The organism is Vibrio sp. ABG19 (assembly GCF_029962385.1).
GTDB lineage: Bacteria > Pseudomonadota > Gammaproteobacteria > Enterobacterales > Vibrionaceae > Vibrio > Vibrio ostreae.
The window spans coordinates 1,264,685-1,281,021 of record NZ_CP071707.1; the positions used below are offsets into that span (position 1 = coordinate 1,264,685).

Annotated in this window: 16 protein-coding genes and 1 pseudogene; 10 read left to right on the forward strand and 7 right to left on the reverse strand. The window is 49.1% G+C overall.

Annotated features, from left to right (window positions below):
- Window positions 1–115: 115 nt before the first annotated feature.
- Window positions 116–1,675: a methyl-accepting chemotaxis protein gene (locus tag J0X00_RS05675; RefSeq protein WP_282476595.1), complete on the reverse strand. Its 1,560-nt coding sequence runs from the start codon at window positions 1,673–1,675 to the stop codon at window positions 116–118.
- Between the two features lie 187 nt (window positions 1,676–1,862).
- The gene (locus J0X00_RS05680) at window positions 1,863–2,513 is read right to left on the reverse strand and encodes an OmpA family protein (RefSeq protein ID WP_218562013.1); all 651 of its coding nucleotides are present in this window, start codon (window positions 2,511–2,513) and stop codon (window positions 1,863–1,865) included.
- A 236-nt stretch (window positions 2,514–2,749) separates the two neighbouring features.
- On the opposite strand from J0X00_RS05680, the gene J0X00_RS05685 reads away from it, so the two are divergent.
- Window positions 2,750–3,223, forward strand: a complete 474-nt coding sequence (locus tag J0X00_RS05685; RefSeq protein ID WP_282476596.1) for an FKBP-type peptidyl-prolyl cis-trans isomerase — start codon at window positions 2,750–2,752, stop codon at window positions 3,221–3,223.
- Window positions 3,224–3,346: 123 nt separating this feature from the next.
- On the opposite strand, the gene J0X00_RS05690 is transcribed toward J0X00_RS05685, so the two are convergent.
- Entirely contained in the window at window positions 3,347–3,943 is a 597-nt protein-coding gene (locus J0X00_RS05690) for a beta-phosphoglucomutase family hydrolase (RefSeq protein WP_136487697.1), read from the reverse strand.
- Between the two features lie 113 nt (window positions 3,944–4,056).
- Here J0X00_RS05690 and J0X00_RS05695 point away from each other — a divergent pair.
- Window positions 4,057–4,152, forward strand: a pseudogene (locus tag J0X00_RS05695) (methyl-accepting chemotaxis protein); the annotation flags it as partial.
- Window positions 4,153–4,303: 151 nt separating this feature from the next.
- Here the strand turns inward: J0X00_RS05695 and J0X00_RS05700 are convergent.
- Window positions 4,304–4,834, reverse strand: a complete 531-nt coding sequence (locus J0X00_RS05700) for a GNAT family N-acetyltransferase (RefSeq protein ID WP_136487696.1) — start codon at window positions 4,832–4,834, stop codon at window positions 4,304–4,306.
- 162 nt (window positions 4,835–4,996) lie between these two features.
- Here J0X00_RS05700 and J0X00_RS05705 point away from each other — a divergent pair, with 162 nt between their 5' ends.
- Together J0X00_RS05705 and J0X00_RS05710 are read left to right on the forward strand one after the other, a co-directional pair.
- Window positions 4,997–6,118 carry a fatty acid desaturase gene (locus J0X00_RS05705; RefSeq protein ID WP_136487695.1) on the forward strand — a complete coding sequence of 374 codons (1,122 nt, stop codon included), beginning with the start codon at window positions 4,997–4,999 and terminating at the stop codon, window positions 6,116–6,118.
- A gap of 307 nt (window positions 6,119–6,425) precedes the next feature.
- Window positions 6,426–6,953, forward strand: coding sequence for an RNA methyltransferase (locus J0X00_RS05710; protein WP_136487694.1), 528 nt, complete (start codon window positions 6,426–6,428; stop codon window positions 6,951–6,953).
- A gap of 163 nt (window positions 6,954–7,116) precedes the next feature.
- Here J0X00_RS05710 and J0X00_RS05715 read toward each other — a convergent pair whose 3' ends face one another.
- Window positions 7,117–7,749: a response regulator gene (locus tag J0X00_RS05715; protein WP_136487702.1), complete on the reverse strand. Its 633-nt coding sequence runs from the start codon at window positions 7,747–7,749 to the stop codon at window positions 7,117–7,119.
- Window positions 7,736–9,460: a nitrate/nitrite two-component system sensor histidine kinase NarQ gene (gene narQ / locus J0X00_RS05720; RefSeq protein ID WP_282476597.1), complete on the reverse strand. Its 1,725-nt coding sequence runs from the start codon at window positions 9,458–9,460 to the stop codon at window positions 7,736–7,738. Before narQ ends, J0X00_RS05715 begins: the two co-directional genes overlap by 14 nt.
- Window positions 9,461–9,715: 255 nt before the next feature.
- Here narQ and napF point away from each other — a divergent pair, with 255 nt between their 5' ends.
- From napF to J0X00_RS05750, 6 genes are all read left to right on the forward strand, one after another.
- A complete protein-coding gene (gene napF, locus J0X00_RS05725) occupies window positions 9,716–10,198 on the forward strand; it encodes a ferredoxin-type protein NapF (RefSeq protein WP_282476598.1) in 483 nt (160 codons plus the stop codon).
- Window positions 10,199–10,213: 15 nt separating this feature from the next.
- Window positions 10,214–10,534: a chaperone NapD gene (locus J0X00_RS05730; protein ID WP_136487692.1), complete on the forward strand. Its 321-nt coding sequence runs from the start codon at window positions 10,214–10,216 to the stop codon at window positions 10,532–10,534.
- The gene (napA, locus tag J0X00_RS05735) at window positions 10,531–13,029 is read left to right on the forward strand and encodes a periplasmic nitrate reductase subunit alpha (protein ID WP_136487691.1); all 2,499 of its coding nucleotides are present in this window, start codon (window positions 10,531–10,533) and stop codon (window positions 13,027–13,029) included. The genes J0X00_RS05730 and napA overlap by 4 nt, the downstream gene beginning before the upstream one ends.
- A gap of 86 nt (window positions 13,030–13,115) precedes the next feature.
- A complete protein-coding gene (locus J0X00_RS05740; RefSeq protein ID WP_136487690.1) occupies window positions 13,116–13,571 on the forward strand; it encodes a nitrate reductase cytochrome c-type subunit in 456 nt (151 codons plus the stop codon).
- A 31-nt stretch (window positions 13,572–13,602) separates the two neighbouring features.
- Window positions 13,603–14,178, forward strand: a complete 576-nt coding sequence (locus J0X00_RS05745; RefSeq protein WP_136487689.1) for a NapC/NirT family cytochrome c — start codon at window positions 13,603–13,605, stop codon at window positions 14,176–14,178.
- A gap of 12 nt (window positions 14,179–14,190) precedes the next feature.
- Window positions 14,191–14,325: a TIGR02808 family protein gene (locus tag J0X00_RS05750; RefSeq protein WP_218562018.1), complete on the forward strand. Its 135-nt coding sequence runs from the start codon at window positions 14,191–14,193 to the stop codon at window positions 14,323–14,325.
- Window positions 14,326–14,557: 232 nt separating this feature from the next.
- Here J0X00_RS05750 and J0X00_RS05755 read toward each other — a convergent pair whose 3' ends face one another.
- The gene (locus tag J0X00_RS05755; RefSeq protein WP_282476599.1) at window positions 14,558–16,336 is read right to left on the reverse strand and encodes a class I poly(R)-hydroxyalkanoic acid synthase; all 1,779 of its coding nucleotides are present in this window, start codon (window positions 16,334–16,336) and stop codon (window positions 14,558–14,560) included.
- Window position 16,337 lies beyond the last annotated feature (1 nt).

The window sequence follows — 16,337 nt, forward strand, 5'->3', positions numbered from 1 at the left end:
CATCAGACCTATGGCGTATTGATCATGAAAATTTAAGGAAATAAGAAAAACAGAGGGAATCTTGAGGGAATATAAGACAAAAATGGCCGCATCATGCGGCCATTTCCTGATTGAGTTATTTTTCTTCGAATCGCTTAGCGAGCTGGCCAAAATCATCCACTCGCTCATTCATCTGCTGGCTGAACTCTTCAACCGTATTGGTTGCGGCCAGATTTTGCGTTGCCATTGAGGCGATTGAATGAATATGCTGATTGACCTCACTGGTCAGTTCACGCTGCGCCGTAGCTGAGTGAGCCATATCGCTGATGATACTCTGCATTTGTGCCAGTTGCTGCTCAACTTCCTGCAGGCGATGACCGCTCTCTTCTGCCACGGCACCACACGCCTGAGTCTGTTTCTGACTCTCGACAATCTCTTTTTGCCATGACTCAATCGTACTCAGCATGGTATCAATGCTGGACTGAATATGCTGAGTCGCCTTTTGGGTACGACCAGACAAAGCACGCACTTCATCGGCAACCACAGCAAAGCCACGCCCCTGCTCCCCGGCACGCGCCGCTTCAATGGCAGCATTCAGTGCCAACAGGTTAGTCTGTTCAGCGATGCCACCGATTTCTTCCATCAACTGACCCACTTTCTGCGCCTGCTCATTGAGTTCATAGGTCGTGCCGGTTGCCCGCTCAGCCTGATCACTGAGCACCACCAGATTATTGTGCGTTTGCTCTATGCTTTGCTTGGTATGCAAACAACTGGCCGATGCCTTTTCAATTAACTCATGAGCAGTTTGAGTATTACCGGATACCGCATCTGCCGCAGCTTCGACCGCGTCTGTAGCCTGCACCACACTGCGAATATCGGCGTTCTGCTGTTTCAGCGCCTGCACCACTTCCGCCGTATTAGCACTTAAATTTTCAGACAGGTCCCGCAGCGGGTGCGCTGAGTCAACCATACGCCCCAGCACTGTGCGAATTCTGGCTGAAGCCATTTTCAGATGATAATCCACCACAGAAAACGCACTGTTACCAGAGTAAATCAAACGACTGATACTGTCATACTGTGATTGCAAACGATGGATCTGCTTGGGTGTATCAATCAACTCCTGACGGAACAAGAGACCTAAGGCCGCAGCCGGCAATAAACTGGCCAACAGCTGCATATTACTGCTCTGCGCCAGGAAATAGGCAGCCGCAGGCGCCGCCAGCGACCCGAGCAGAATAGCATAACGCACCGAAGCGGAAATCTTGAGAGAGAAGCTGCGGCCGGACTGTTCAGCACTACGCAGTGCTTGGTACGCTTTCGACGCAATATCCACCCATTGACGCTGCGCCTGAACACGTACTGACTGATAGCCACATACTTTACCCTCTTCGTAGATGGGAGTGACGTAGGCATCAACCCAGTAATGTCCGTTGGTTTTGGTGCGGTTTTTAACTATCCCGCGCCAGGCATTACCCTGCTTAAGATGCTGCCACATATCGGCAAACGCCGCTTTCGGCATATCGTTATGGCGCACAATATTGTGGTTTTGTCCCAGGAGTTCATGCTCCTCGAACCCGGCGATACGACAAAACGTATCATTGCAGTACGTAATGACACCTTTGAGATCTGTGGTGGAGACCAACTGATCCTGTTCCCCTACCGGAACTTCATTTTGAGACGATTGAATCACTGACATGGCTTTAATAATTCTTATACATTGTAGACGCCTTATATACACAATTTTAAGGCGGTTTTCAAAACATCATACTCAATAAACCTCAGTTGCGTGAGTATAATCAACAACTCCACACAAGTAGTAACAAAGCATGTGCTTAAAGTCGCAACCACATCCAACTCGTCTTGCAACTCGCACGCAAACTAAATCAATTATTTGAGACGATAAGAAGTAACTCTACCCGGCGGTTACACGCCCGGCCCTGAGTCGTGCTGTTGGTGCACGCTGGGATAGATTCACCATAACCGCGGGTAAAAATCGCATTGCGTGCGACATTATTTCTGACCAGAGTATCTTTGACCGATTGAGCGCGCCTGACCGATAGACCATCATTCAGCGTGGTTGTGCCGGTATTATCGGTATGTCCCTCAATAACGATGTCGATACCGCGTTCACGAGACAAAAACTGGCTCATAATATTGAGCCAGTATGCGGAGTCTGAAGAAAGCTGCGCCGAACCGGTGGCAAACTGCATGGTATGTTTAAGCTTGACCATAATATGGTTGCCCGGCATCACTTCATAATCGATACCATTTTGCATTAAAAACTGCTCAAGTGAGCTGTAGCCGGAGGCAGAAGCCTGCCTCTGCGGCCTCTGAATCGGTGTCGCAACCGCTGGAACCGCCACAGATACCGGAGCAGGCTGAGGTGCATGACCCCACTCAGGGTAACGCACGTCCTGATCACTTTGCGGAGCCGTATCCAACATATTAGTATCCAACATCCCGATTGGATTATCGAGAGACAGGGAACTACATCCAGTCAGTAGCAATAATGTAAATAACGCAATAACCCTCATGAATCTCTCATCCATTTGTTGAAACGACTCTTTTATTATCGGCAGCCACACAAAAACTTTATGCAAAATTGGTAACAAATCCTGATTTCCTGGTTTGCCTCATCCGGTGAACCCGCTAGAATCAGCCTATCTTTATCAAGGCTTGGTTTTGTATAGCAAATATCCGATGAGCATTCTGATTACGCAGCAAAACCAGATTTGGTCGTATAACCTGACGTAAACTGAGTATTGAGACTATGTATAAAATTATTTTGCCTGTGGTTGTGTTTGTACTGGCGGGTCTGTTCATCTATCGCAGTTGGAATAACCACAAAGCGGCGGAACAGAATATCGAGCAGGGTCAGGCATTTATGACAGAAAACGCCAACAAACCAGGCGTCATTACCACCCACAGTGGCTTACAATACGAAGTATTAAAACCAGGTATCGGCACTGAGCACCCGAAAGCGAACAGCCGGGTGAAAGTTCACTATGAAGGACGTCTGCTGGACGGCACTGTGTTTGACAGCTCTTATCAGCGCAACGAGCCAATCGTGTTTGGGCTGAATCAGGTCATCAAAGGCTGGCAGGAAGGTGTGCAGCTGATGACTGAAGGTGAGAAAATGCGCCTGTATGTACCGGCCAACCTGGGGTACGGTAAAAATGGCGCAGGCCCGATTCCACCGTCGGCAACCTTAATTTTTGAAGTCGAACTGCTGGCAATTCAGTAATCGCTGCTCAATCCCTTTGATGTGGGAAAGCAAAATCATAAGGGCGGCCGAATGGCCGCTCTTTCTGTTTATCGTACGTTCCAGTAACAACACAAATCGCGGCGATAAATAACCGTGCACGCATTACTGCGGTAACGGATGAAATTGCAGGCCCTGCTCTGTCACCATAATACAGTCCATACCACCGGCATGTGCGGCCTGCTTACCTAAATGGGTATCTTCAAACACCACGCATTCACTGGGTTGCAGGCCAATCAGTTCACAGGCGCGCAAAAAGGTTTCCGGATGCGGTTTATGATTTTCAACTTCAGTGGCAGTCACTACGGCATCGAGTTTGTCCAGCACTCCAACCCGGCTCAGCAACTTCTCGGCACTGATACGCTGGCTGCCGGTACCAATCGCGATTTTTTTACTGCCCAGATAATCCTGAAATACCGCGTAAGTATCTGCGATTAATGCGCCACTGTCGTCAATCTCAGCAAACGCCCGCATCTTGTGTTCAGCAACCTCCATCGGCTCCAGCGCAAGACCAAATTTTCGGTTGATTTCACCCACGATTTTATAACTTGGCATCCCGCCCATACTGTGCAGCCAATCCCCGTCAAAAGGAAAGTCAAAAAATTCAGCGGTCGTGCGCCAAGCTTCAATATGGGCAGGCATGGTATCAATCAAGGTGCCATCCATATCAAAGATCAGCCCTTTATAACGTTCTAAGTTCATGAAAACTCCATCTCACATGACAGTGATTCGTGTGTGGTTGCTTCAATTGTTACATTTAGCCATTCTATTGCTTATTGCAGGTGATGCAAATGGAATCTAAACTCGCGCGCTACTTACGCTCCGCGCAGCAAGTACTAAGTGAAGTGGACAGCGTATCGCAGCAGGCCAAACAAATGGACGACGCGGTGTCTGAATTTCAGACTCGCTGAGCGTTGTGGCTGAATGGATAGAGCGAGTACCCGTTAAGCGGCAGCAGAGGCTTGCAACAAAGACAGTCGCAACAAAAAAGGGCCAGTCGGCCCTTTCGTCTTTTTAGCTTTGAGAATCTGTACACTTTGACCTGATGCCACACGAGCGCGGTTAGTTAACCGCCTGCATCAGCGCCTGTGGCGTTTTCCAGCTGTAGATCCACTCCGGCAGATCGCTCCCCCCCGGTGCATGCCACATTTTTTCAGCCAGACGTTCACCACCAATATGGTCATAGAAATCAATCGCGGGTTGATTTTGCTCCGCCACTTCCAGATATACCCCCTGCTCCGGGAAATATTTCTCCAGCCATTGTGCCATCTCTTTAATCAGCACTGAGCCCAAGCCGCGACCTTTGTAATCCGGGTCAACATGCAAAGATTCGATATTGGTGCCTTTTTCAAAGTCGTGATTACCAAATGCACAGATAAATCCGCACAGTAATCCAGCCTCTTCAATCAACAAAATATGCTGATTAAAAGGCGGGTTCGTCAATCGAGCCTGCCAGATAAGGCGGCGATCATCCAACACTTCATTATCCAGGTATTCTTGTTCCAGAATACCTGCATAGTTAATTTGCCAACTACGAGCATGCAAAACTGCAATGCGTTCAAAATCGCTATATTCTGCTACTTTGATTTCCATTTACTAGTCCTTATTACTTCCTGTAATGGGTTTTCACCCCCTTCATACTATGCATTTAGCGCAGAAAAGCAAAACATTCTGGTCACATTTCATTTAATGCTATTTGACATAACAGAGTTCGCTGATATTCTAGCGCACACTTGTAAGCTTAAGGGTCTGTAAATGACTAATAAACCGCCTCTGATTTGGCTAAATATAACAATATTTTCAGTGAGCTTTATTCTGGCGACGGTCGTTGCGCCCTGGTATGGCTGGCAATTTGGTTACGGCGCGGAACACTGGATCTGGCTGGTGGTCTGTTTTTCGTTCTGCAACCTGTCGATCACCACTGGCTATCATCGCCTGTGGTCTCACAAAGCATTTGAGGCTCACTGGCTGGTGCGCCTGATTTGCGCGCTGGGCGGTGCATTCGCGTTGCAAAACAGTGCTCTGCACTGGGCGTCCGATCACCGGGTACACCACAAGTTTGTCGATCAGAACGATAAAGACCCCTATTCCGCTAAACGCGGATTCTGGTTTTCACATATCGGCTGGATGCTGCGCAGCTACAATGCCGCAACCTATGACGATTACAGCAACTGCCGTGATCTGCAGAAAGATGGTATTGCGATGTGGCAACACAAATACTACGTTGCGCTCGCCATTCTCATGAACCTTGGTGTGCCGATTCTGCTTGGCCTTATCTATAACGATGTGTGGGGCATGTTGCTGATGATTGGCGCGGTGCGTTTAGTGCTCAACCATCACACCACCTTTTTTATTAATTCACTGGCGCATATCTGGGGTAAACAGCCTTTTACTGACCGTAATACAGCGCGCGATAATGGTATTCTTGCCTTCTTTACCTTTGGTGAGGGCTATCATAACTATCACCATATTTTTGAAAATGACTACCGTAACGGTATTTACTGGTGGCAATACGACCCGACCAAGTGGATTATCCGCTTGTGTGCCTGGCTGGGTCTGGCCACTAAACTGCGCACCGCACCTGCGATCAAAATTGAGAAAGCACGTGCCCAAATGAGCCTGAAGTACGCAACCAGTAAAGTGACTCAGCTACCCAATCAGCATGCGATTGTGGAGACGATTCAGCGTGAGTTCGATGCTTTTATAACCGAGTTACATAACTACTACGATGTCAAAAAGCAGCTACTGGAAAGCAAAAAGAATTCAGCAGCGCAGCGCTACGAGCTCTCTGTACTTAAAGCTCGCTATCAGCAAGTCAAAGCAGAATTGCTGGAAAAACGTAACCGCTGGCATCAGGTGGTTGCTCAATACGCATAACCATCTGTATTTACATAGTTAAGACAAAGGGCGCAGCAATGCGCCCTTTGTTGTTCAATCAACCGATTATTTGGTGAGTAACAGACCTCAGTTGACAGATGCTTTACCCGGCTCGGCGTAAGCTGACACAAGCGTCAAACGATGTACTTAACACCAGACTAAGATGGGATTAAAACGTACGCCTAGCATCAATATTGTTGCAAACTTCTCACTCGACAAACCCACATCGAAACAGTAAAGCTTAACCACCTTGAGCTCTTTGGCCTGTGGTCATATACTTGCGCCTCGCCTGTTACTGAGAGAAATCATGACCACCCAATCCACCGTCATTATTGGCCTGAACAATCCGAAAAGTCCGACCAACGTAGGCGCCGTGATGCGTGCAGCCGGCTGTTACCAGGCTTCCCAAGTACGCTTTAACGGCACCCGTTACAGCCGCGCAGCCAAATTTCAGACCGATACTCACAATGCACGCCAGCATATTGAACTGACAGAGATGCAAGATCTCACCGCCAACCTGGCTGATGATGTCAAAATTGTCTGTGTTGAACTGGCTTTGGGCGCAACGGCGTTACCGAACTTTATCCATCCGGAAAAAGCCATGTATCTGTTTGGCCCGGAAGATGGTTCGCTGCCACAGGAACTGGTTGATAAAGCCGACCATGTTGTCTATGTTCCAACCGTTGGTTGTATGAACCTGGCGGCAACGGTCAACGTGCTGCTTTATGACCGTCTGGCTAAGTCCAGCCTGGCGATTGATCACGAGCAGCAGGTACTGGCCAACCGTGACAACAAAAATCGTCTCGAAGTCAAACAGGCGTTACCCGCGGATTAACGATTGCTATTCAGTCACGATTTCTGTGCAGCCACGATTTCTATGCAGTCACGAACACTACTGGATATTATCGATACATCCCTCAATTAGCATCCTACCTAAACAAATCACAGGGCGTCATTCGCCAGTCACCCTGTGGTGATCTGCAACTTCCGTCCGGGTATCAGCCAATATCGCCAAAGCGCTCCAGATAAAGCACTGTCGCCGCAGTGCGGGATGGCACGTGCAGTTTTTTGAGCAGACTCTTCATGTGCACTTTTACCGTCGATTCTGAAATAAACAGACGATCGGCAATCTGCTTATTGCGGTAACCTTTCGCGACTTCACCCAGGATCTGCGCTTCACGTTCAGTCAGCGAATCAAACACATCTTGCTGATCTTTGCGCTCCAGCAAGTATCTGGCGACGACGTCACTATAAGCCTTGTTACCCCCAATCGCCTCTTTGAGCAAGGCGATCAACTCATCTGGTTCCGTATCTTTCAGCAGATAACCATCGGCACCGGCGCGCACTATGGCTTCGATATCCGCAGCGCTGTCGGATACAGTGAGTATCACAATCGTGGCGCCGGAGCCATCAGCGCGCAGCGCTTTGAGAGTATCCAGACCGGATAATCCCTTCATATTCAGATCGAGCAGAATCATGTCCGGATCAAACTCATGAGCCAGAGCAATCGCTTCGTTACCATTGCAGGCTTCCGTCACGACTTCGAACTCATCTTCCAGGCTCAATAACTGATTGATCCCGCGCCGCATCAAAGGATGATCATCCACCAGCATTATTCTACATTTCGTCATCATGTGTATCCCTTGATCTCATATATGTCAGTGTTACTTTGCATCCGCGTTCAGGCGAAGCTTCCACGCGCAATTCGCCATTCAGACGACCAGCTCTTTCCTGCATAATACTCATCCCGTAATGGTTGAGTTTAGCTTCTTGCTGATCAAACCCTACGCCGTCATCTTCGATGGTAACCACCACTTCATTGTCCTGTTCGTTACAATCGATGTTAATTTGCGTTGCGTCCGCATGTTTTATCGCATTCATGGTCGCTTCACGGATGAGTTGCATCAAGTGAACCTGCTGATGTGCCTCCAGCCCCATGGATGACAAATTGTTATTAAGCGTTATCCGCGCCGGTGTCTGATCCGCCAGTTGGTCCAGCATATCCACCAGCGCCTGACCAAAGTTTGCTTCCCTAATAGTTAGGCGGAACGTGGTCAGCAATTCACGCAGCTGGGTATATGCGCTGGACAATCCCTGGTCGATATCGCCGATGATATCGTTAGTTTGTGAGCTGTACGGGTTCTGCTCCAGTTTAGCCATCACCCGTTTAAGCAGCGAGACCTGAATTTTCAGATAAGACAAAGACTGCGCCAAAGAATCATGCAGCTCGCGCGCGATCGTCGCCCGCTCTTCCATCAGCAGCAGCTGCTCGGCCTGTTTCTGAGCCCGGTTGTAATACACTGCCCGGGCCAGCATCAGCGCGAAGTTTTCGATCAGCGCCTGGTCCGGGCAAGGTAATCCTGCTTCCCAGTACAGATGACCCAGCGACTGACCCGCCAAAATCAACTCGCGACTATTGGCATTTTCACCACAAATTTGTCCTTCCTGCAGCATCAGAGGCTTGCTAGCCTCCTGCTCAATCTCGATCTTAACGCCATTTACCCCCTGGATGCTGACCATATGACGCAGAATCGCCTGGTAGTTGTCCTGGGTAATCCGTGCTGCCGTCAACTGCTGGGCCGAGTTATACAGGACCTCCAACGACTGATTGGCTCGTTGCAACTTATGGGTTTTCTCATTCACGGCCTGTTCCAGACCACGATACAGCTTACCCAACTCTCCTGCCATCACATTGAATGTAGCGGAAAGAATACCCAGCTCGTTAGGGCTGTTGGTATCGAGCTGTACCTCAAAGGCGCGATTCTGCACTTGTTCACTGGCGATAACCAGAGCACGTAACGGGCGCACGACTTCTTTGCGGATGTAACGCACAACAAACAGTGAGATCAACAATACGCCGCCCAAGCCCAGCCCACCAACCCAAGCCAGATTAATCAGCTTCTGTTCAGAAAATCGTTGTAATTTAAGGACAAATCCGTCGATACGGCGGACAAAGTCTTCGACCTGGTGGAGATATTCTTGCTTATTATCTCCGGTTAGCTGCGCTTTAAGTATCTGCCAGCGCATGATCAATGCTTCGTAATCCTGGGCGATATTCTCCGGAACATTCCAGTTACGTACCGCCTGCATTGACGGTGCATTCAGTGACTGCTCGAACGCAGCGATATGTTGCATGTAACTGGCTGACTCGCTCTGAATATCGTAAGCAAGGCGATAACTCTGCATCCGCATTGAGCCTGAAACATTTACCGCTTCCGCGTCATTAAGCGATGAAGCCAGGGTGATAATTGCAAACCCGGTGATCAGAACTGAAAGCAGTACGATCAGCAACATCGATTTCGCAATCGTACTAGTGACCGATTTCTCAACTTGTATCGCCAAAAATATCTCCCTGACGTGCTGTTTTTTACTCTGCCGTTGCACGGCTATTCCTGCGCAAAATGGAATGCGCTGCAAATATGTGATGATACGCGCCTGAATTTATTGATCTAAAACAAGCCTACTCCGCTTTACCCCCTTAGGGGTATTTATACCACTATGCCAAAAACTACAATTTGCGTATGGATAATTGAAGTATATCAACTGAAATTGTGAGCCATACTCAATTGATAACCTTTAAAACAGTGGGTAATTCGCGTGGTGGACTTCTCTAAACGAAGACTTTTTACTCGTCAATTAGTTGATAGTGATGCAATTCGCCTGCCATGGATTATCAGTGCAGAAGTCTTGACCGATCTTTGTACTCGCTGCGGTCAGTGTCTTACAGCATGTGAAATGAACATCATCGTTCATGGTGACGGCGGATTTCCGAGCGTCGATTTTGCTCTGGATGAGTGCACCTTTTGCTACCAATGTGCAGAAGTCTGCCCTGCACCCATTTTTCTGCCCCAGTCTGAATCGCCCTGGCAGGCCACAGCATCCATAAGCCAACGCTGCCTGGCAACCCAGAACGTCGAGTGCCGCAGTTGCGGTGACAGTTGCGATGTGATGGCGATTCATTTTCATCTGGCAGCAGGAAAAGTGGCTCAACCGGCAATCAACACTGATGAATGTAATGGCTGCGGTGCTTGTGTGTCAGTTTGCCCGACCGACGCTATCAAAGTTACCCGTATTGAATAACGATAAGAGATCATTATGTCGCTGAATGAAGTGCATATTTCAAGTTTGGTGGTACATACCCACCCGCAACATCTCGCGAGCGTCAAGACTGCGATCGAGCAGTTCGATAACGCCGAAATCTACGGGGACAGCCCGGAAGGTAAAATTGTGGTGGTTCTCGAGACCGAAAATCAGGGTTTCGTGACCGATACCATTGATGCCATCAATAATTTACCGAATGTGCTCAGCGCAGTACTGGTCTACCACCAGATCGAAACGGATCTGGACGCACTGGATCAGAGTTCATTCACGACCGAATCAGAACAACCACAATCCCAATTTGAGGGTGACGTATGAAAATGACAAGACGCGCGTTTGTAAAAGCAAACGCAGCTGCTTCTGCTGCTGCAGTGGCAGGTATTACACTGCCAGCGACTGCCACCAATCTGATCGCCAGTTCAGACCAAACTAAGATCACCTGGGACAAAGCGCCTTGTCGTTTTTGCGGAACCGGTTGTTCGGTCCTGGTCGGGACTCAGAATGGCCGTATCGTGGCGACTCAGGGAGATCCGGAAGCACCGGTTAATAAAGGGCTTAACTGTATCAAAGGCTACTTCCTGTCGAAAATCATGTATGGCAAAGATCGCCTGACACAACCGTTACTGCGCATGAAAGACGGCGAATACAGTAAAGACGGTGACTTCATGCCAGTGTCCTGGGATCAGGCATTTGACGTTATGGCTGAAAAATGGAAAGCCTCGCTGAAAGCGAAAGGACCAACCAGCGTCGGCATGTTTGGCTCCGGCCAATGGACCGTTATGGAAGGCTACGCTGCGGCCAAAATGATGAAAGCCGGTTTCCGCTCAAATAACATCGACCCCAACGCCCGCCACTGTATGGCTTCGGCTGTAGGCGGCTTTATGCGTACTTTCGGCATCGATGAACCAATGGGCTGCTACGATGACTTTGAAAATGCAGACGTGTTTGTGCTGTGGGGTTCTAACATGGCTGAGATGCACCCGGTTCTCTGGACCCGCATTACTGATCGTCGCCTCAGTCATCCGCATGTGAAAGTGAACGTACTATCGACTTATTACCATCGTTCGTTTGAACTGGCCGATCACGGCTATATATTCCATCCGCAGTCTGATCTCGCCATTGCCAACTTCATTGCCAACTACATCATTCAAAATGATGCGGTGAACTGGGATTTCGTCAACAAACACACTCACTTCAAACAAGCCACCACGGACATCGGCTATGGCTTGCGTGATAATCACCCGCTGCAACAAAAGGCGAAGAACGCTAACTCAGGCGCGATGAGTGATATCAGTTTCGAACAATACAAACAGTCTGTGGCCGAATACAGCGCTGAGAAAGCCTCTGAGATGTCTGGCGTCAGCGTCGAAAAACTGATCATGCTGGCGAAACAATATGCTGACCCTGACACCAAAGTGATGTCTCTCTGGACCATGGGTATGAACCAGCATACCCGGGGGGTTTGGATGCAAAGTCTGGTCTACAACCTGCACTTACTGACCGGTAAAATTTCAACTCCGGGCAACAGCCCGTTTTCACTGACCGGACAACCTTCAGCCTGTGGTACCGCTCGTGAAGTAGGCACGTTTTCCCATCGCCTGCCAGCGGACATGGTGGTTGCCAATCCGCAACACCGTGCCATCGCGGAAAAAATCTGGAAGCTGCCGGAAGGAACCATACCGCCAAAACCTGGTTTTCATGCCGTTTTGCAGGATCGCATGCTCAATGACGGGGTACTTAACTGTTACTGGGTACAGTGCAATAACAACATGCAAGCAGGCCCGAATATCAATAGTGAACGCCTGCCTGGCTACCGTAATCCGGATAACTTTATCGTGGTTTCAGACCCTTATCCGACAGTAACTGCTCAGGCCGCCGATCTGATTTTGCCAACAGCGATGTGGGTAGAAAAAGAAGGGGCATACGGCAACGCAGAACGCCGTACTCAGGCTTGGTACCAACAGGTCTCTACCGTCGGTGAAGCCAAATCAGATCTGTGGCAGGTAATGGAATTTTCCAAACGCTTCAAGATGGAGGAGATCTGGCCGCAAGAGTTGCTGGCTCAAGCCCCAGAATACCGTGGTAAAACCATGTATGACATGTTATTCCGCAATGGTCAGGTCGACAAATTCGCTATCGAAGAAGCCCGCGAACTCAATGACGACGCACACCATTTCGGCTTTTATGTTCAGAAAGGCCTGTTTGAAGAGTATGCCACTTTTGGTCGCGGCCACGGCCATGATTTAGCACCGTACGATGTCTATCATCAGGTACGTGGTCTGCGTTGGCCGGTTGTTGACGGAAAAGAAACATTATGGCGCTTCAAAGAAGGCTCTGACCCTTATGCCAAACCAGGCAGCGGCTGGGATTTCTACGGTAAACCGGATGGTAAAGCGCTGATCATTTCAGCACCGTACGAAGCACCACCTGAAGTACCGGATGCCGAATTTGACTTATGGCTGTGTACAGGCCGAGTGCTGGAGCACTGGCACACCGGTACCATGACCCGCCGGGTACCCGAGCTGTACAAAGCATTTCCGGATGCTGTCTGTTTTATGCACCATGAAGATGCCAAAGCACGTGGTCTGCGCCGTGGTGACGAAGTTGTGATCAGCAATAAACGCGGTGAAGTACGTGCCAGAGTTGAAACTCGTGGCCGCAATAAACCGCCGCAGGGTTTGGTATTTGTCCCTTTCTTCGATGCACGTATTCTGATCAACAAACTGATCCTGGATGCAACGGACCCGCTGTCCAAACAGACAGACTTTAAAAAATGTCCGGTTAAGATCACCAAAGTGGCCTCAACCCAGTAAGACAGGCATAAGCCATCAACAGAATATGCCGGGCTGCACTCTCGCAGCCCGCTCAAAGACTCAAGCCATTGGGCGGAGAATGTAAGATGAAGAAACTACTCATGGTACTCATGACACTCTGTACGCTGATTGCAGGTATAGCACAGGCAGAACTGGATAATCCGGGTGGTGTTGGCGGACTGGAATCATTGCGTGGCAGTACTCTCCTGGAAGATACTCGTGCCGCAGATAATATGAAAAAGTACCCGCGTGAACATACTCTGGAGAGTGATTATGTTTATCAGCCGCCGCTGATCCCACATAACATTCGTAACTATGAAGTCTCGCTGAACGCCAACAAATGCCTGGCGTGCCATAGCTGGAAAAACGCCAAGGAAATGGGCGCAACCAAAATCAGTGTAACTCACTTTGTTAACCGTGAAGATGCTGTCCTGGCAGATGTATCGCCACGACGTTACTTCTGCCTGCAATGCCATGTACCTCAGGCTGATGCAAAACCTTTGGTAGAAAACAAGTTTGAAAGCGTCGACTCACTCCGCTAACCAAACCTGGTATTAATTTGAGAGGCAATGTATGAAATTACTCAAAGCGTTTTGGCAACGGTTAAAAAGCCCGAGCAAAGCCGCGGTTGGCGTGGTGCTGTTTATGGGCTTTGCCGGTGGTCTTCTGTTCTGGGGGGCATTCAATACCGGTATGGAAGCGACGAACTCAGAAGCTTTCTGCTCCGGATGCCATGCCCCTATCGTGGCTGAAATCCAGGAAACCATACACTATTCTAACCGTTCCGGCGTGCGTGCTATCTGTTCGGACTGTCACGTACCACATGAATGGACGGATAAGATAGTACGTAAAGTCCAGGCATCAAAAGAACTGTTTGCCCACTTTGTCGGCACCATAGATACACCGGAAAAATTCCAGGCCCGGCGGGCTCACCTGGCGGAACGGGAATGGGCGCGGCTGAAAAAGAACGATTCGCTGGAATGCCGAAACTGCCATCAGTTTGAATATATGGATTTTTCCGAGCAAAGCGAGCGCAGTGCTCTGCAGCACTCGACCGCACTGGCTTCAGGAGAAAAAACCTGTGTCGATTGCCACAAAGGCATAGCGCATAACCTGCCGGATATGCATGGCGTTGAAGGTTGGCAGTAAGGAGTACAACCCATGAGTACATTAGAATCTGTTATCTGGCATGTCCTGGGCTATAGCGCCATGCCGGTCATTATTCTGGGTGGCTTTGCGGCCGTCGCAGTGGTATGTGTGTGGTTACTGTCGCTAACCAAAGACAAAGACACGTAACGACACGCACTCCTGACTTTGCACAGGAGAAGCACGCAATCAAAAAAACCGGGGAGCAAAAACGGATGACTTTGCGCTCCCGCAGAGATACAAAATCGGCGTATTGCGCCGGTTTTTTGCATTCGGGCAATCATGCAGGAAAAGTCAGCGATTGCCGTCTCAGCCAGGCTCATCCGCCAGTTGAAAAAAAGCGCCATGATGGTGAGTCATGGCGCTTAACAGATAAGAAAATTTATTCAGTATCAACAACCGGCAGTACCTGTTTAACGTACTGTCCAGGCGCCACGTCGATAACCGGATACTCATCGTTACCCATTGCATACGGCGCGACTTTCTCTTTGTTGCTGAACGTTTGCAGCCACTCATCCCAGTGTTTCCACCATGAGCCTTCGGTACGCTGTGCACTTTCCAGCCACTCTTCAGCGGTTTCTTCCAGTGTATCGTTAGTCCAGAAGCCATATTTGTTTTTGTCCGGATGATTAACAATACCGGCAATATGACCTGACTCACCCAGCACAAACACCTTATTGCCACCCGTTTTTAACGCGCCGCGATAAGTTCCCTGCCAAAGAGCAATGTGGTCCTCTTTTGCCGAGATAAAGTAGCTCGGGATCTTGATTTTATCTAAATCAATCCACACGCCACCAACTTTCACGCCTTTGTCCTGAACCAGTTTGTTCTCCAGATACAGTTCACGCAGCATAAAGTTGTGCGTTGAAGCTGCAACGTTGGTGCTGTCGCTGTTCCAGTACAGTAAGTCGAAATCGACCGGACTGCTGCCTTTCAGGTAATTGTCGACATAGTAGTTCCAGTACAGGCTGTTCTCACGCAACAGGCTGAAGGTCACACTGAGTGAACGACCATCCATATAACCTTTGGCGTTGTTTTGCATTTCAATGGCACTGATGATGGTGTCATTGATGTATGCGCCCACTTCGCCAGGTTGCGAGAAATCAAGCAAGGTCGTGAAAAAGCTCGCTGATTTGATACGCTTTTTCATGCGCTTCGCTGCATAGTACGCAATAGTTGTCGCCAGAACCGTACCACCAATACAGTACCCCACTGCATTAATTTGTTCCTGGCCAGTGATAGATTCAACCGCAGTCACGGCTTTCACTACCCCATCCAACACATAGTTTTCGAAGTTCACATCGGCCTGAGCCTGACCCGGGTTACGCCAGGACATCATAAACACAGTATGTCCCTGTTCAACCAGCCAACGCACCAGTGAGTTCTTCTCACGCAGGTCAAGAATGTAATACTTGTTGATGAAAGGCGGTACGATCAGCAACGGCGTCGAGTTGACCGTTTCTGTCATCGGTTTGTATTGAATCAGCTCGAACAGATCATTTTTAAAAACCACGTCACCCGGCGTATTGGCGATGTCTTGACCGACTCGGAACGCATTGTTGTTGGTCATGCGAATTTTAAGAATGTCGGCACTGGACTCAACGTCTTCCTTCAGCAGCTCCATTCCCTTCAGCAGGTTCTCGCCGTTCTGTTCGATGGTCAGCTTCAGCAGCTCTGGGTTAGTCGCAATGAAATTACTCGGAGACAAGGCATTAATTGACTGGCGAGCAAAAAACAGGATGCGTTCCTTGGTCTTCTCATCCAGCCCGTCCACCGAGTTGATCGTGTCCAGATAATTTTTACTGTAAAGCAGGTAAGATTGCTTAATAAAGCTGAAAAATGGGTCCGTTTTCCAGGTTTCGTCCGCGAAGCGCTTATCGCCCTGCTCGCTTTCTACCACCTGTTTTTGGTTACCTTCCAAAACAACGTTCTGCCAGATTTTCAGCTGCTGCTCCCACCACTCAGTTTGCAATTGCAAAACCGCCGCAGGTTGATGCGCTGCTTTCTCAAACAGCTGCGCCGTGTCATCCCAGTTGACTTCCTGCAACGCTTTATTAAGAGGGGTATTCATGACCTCCTTGTTGACTTCGAAATCCCGCCACCAGCGATGGTTGGCCTCCTGCAGTTTCACAAGGTAGTCTGTAAAGGCATGTTGAAACATA

Coding starts and splice junctions, on each gene's coding strand:
- J0X00_RS05675 (WP_282476595.1), bottom strand. CDS start 1,675: ATGTCAGTGATTCAATCGTCTCAAAATGAAGTTCCGGTAGGGGAACAG.
- J0X00_RS05680 (WP_218562013.1), bottom strand. CDS start 2,513: ATGAGGGTTATTGCGTTATTTACATTATTGCTACTGACTGGATGTAGT.
- J0X00_RS05685 (WP_282476596.1), top strand. CDS start 2,750: ATGTATAAAATTATTTTGCCTGTGGTTGTGTTTGTACTGGCGGGTCTG.
- J0X00_RS05690 (WP_136487697.1), bottom strand. CDS start 3,943: ATGAACTTAGAACGTTATAAAGGGCTGATCTTTGATATGGATGGCACC.
- J0X00_RS05700 (WP_136487696.1), bottom strand. CDS start 4,834: ATGGAAATCAAAGTAGCAGAATATAGCGATTTTGAACGCATTGCAGTT.
- J0X00_RS05705 (WP_136487695.1), top strand. CDS start 4,997: ATGACTAATAAACCGCCTCTGATTTGGCTAAATATAACAATATTTTCA.
- J0X00_RS05710 (WP_136487694.1), top strand. CDS start 6,426: ATGACCACCCAATCCACCGTCATTATTGGCCTGAACAATCCGAAAAGT.
- J0X00_RS05715 (WP_136487702.1), bottom strand. CDS start 7,749: ATGACGAAATGTAGAATAATGCTGGTGGATGATCATCCTTTGATGCGG.
- J0X00_RS05730 (WP_136487692.1), top strand. CDS start 10,214: ATGTCGCTGAATGAAGTGCATATTTCAAGTTTGGTGGTACATACCCAC.
- napA (WP_136487691.1), top strand. CDS start 10,531: ATGAAAATGACAAGACGCGCGTTTGTAAAAGCAAACGCAGCTGCTTCT.
- J0X00_RS05740 (WP_136487690.1), top strand. CDS start 13,116: ATGAAGAAACTACTCATGGTACTCATGACACTCTGTACGCTGATTGCA.
- J0X00_RS05745 (WP_136487689.1), top strand. CDS start 13,603: ATGAAATTACTCAAAGCGTTTTGGCAACGGTTAAAAAGCCCGAGCAAA.
- J0X00_RS05750 (WP_218562018.1), top strand. CDS start 14,191: ATGAGTACATTAGAATCTGTTATCTGGCATGTCCTGGGCTATAGCGCC.
- J0X00_RS05755 (WP_282476599.1), bottom strand. CDS start 16,336: ATGTTTCAACATGCCTTTACAGACTACCTTGTGAAACTGCAGGAGGCC.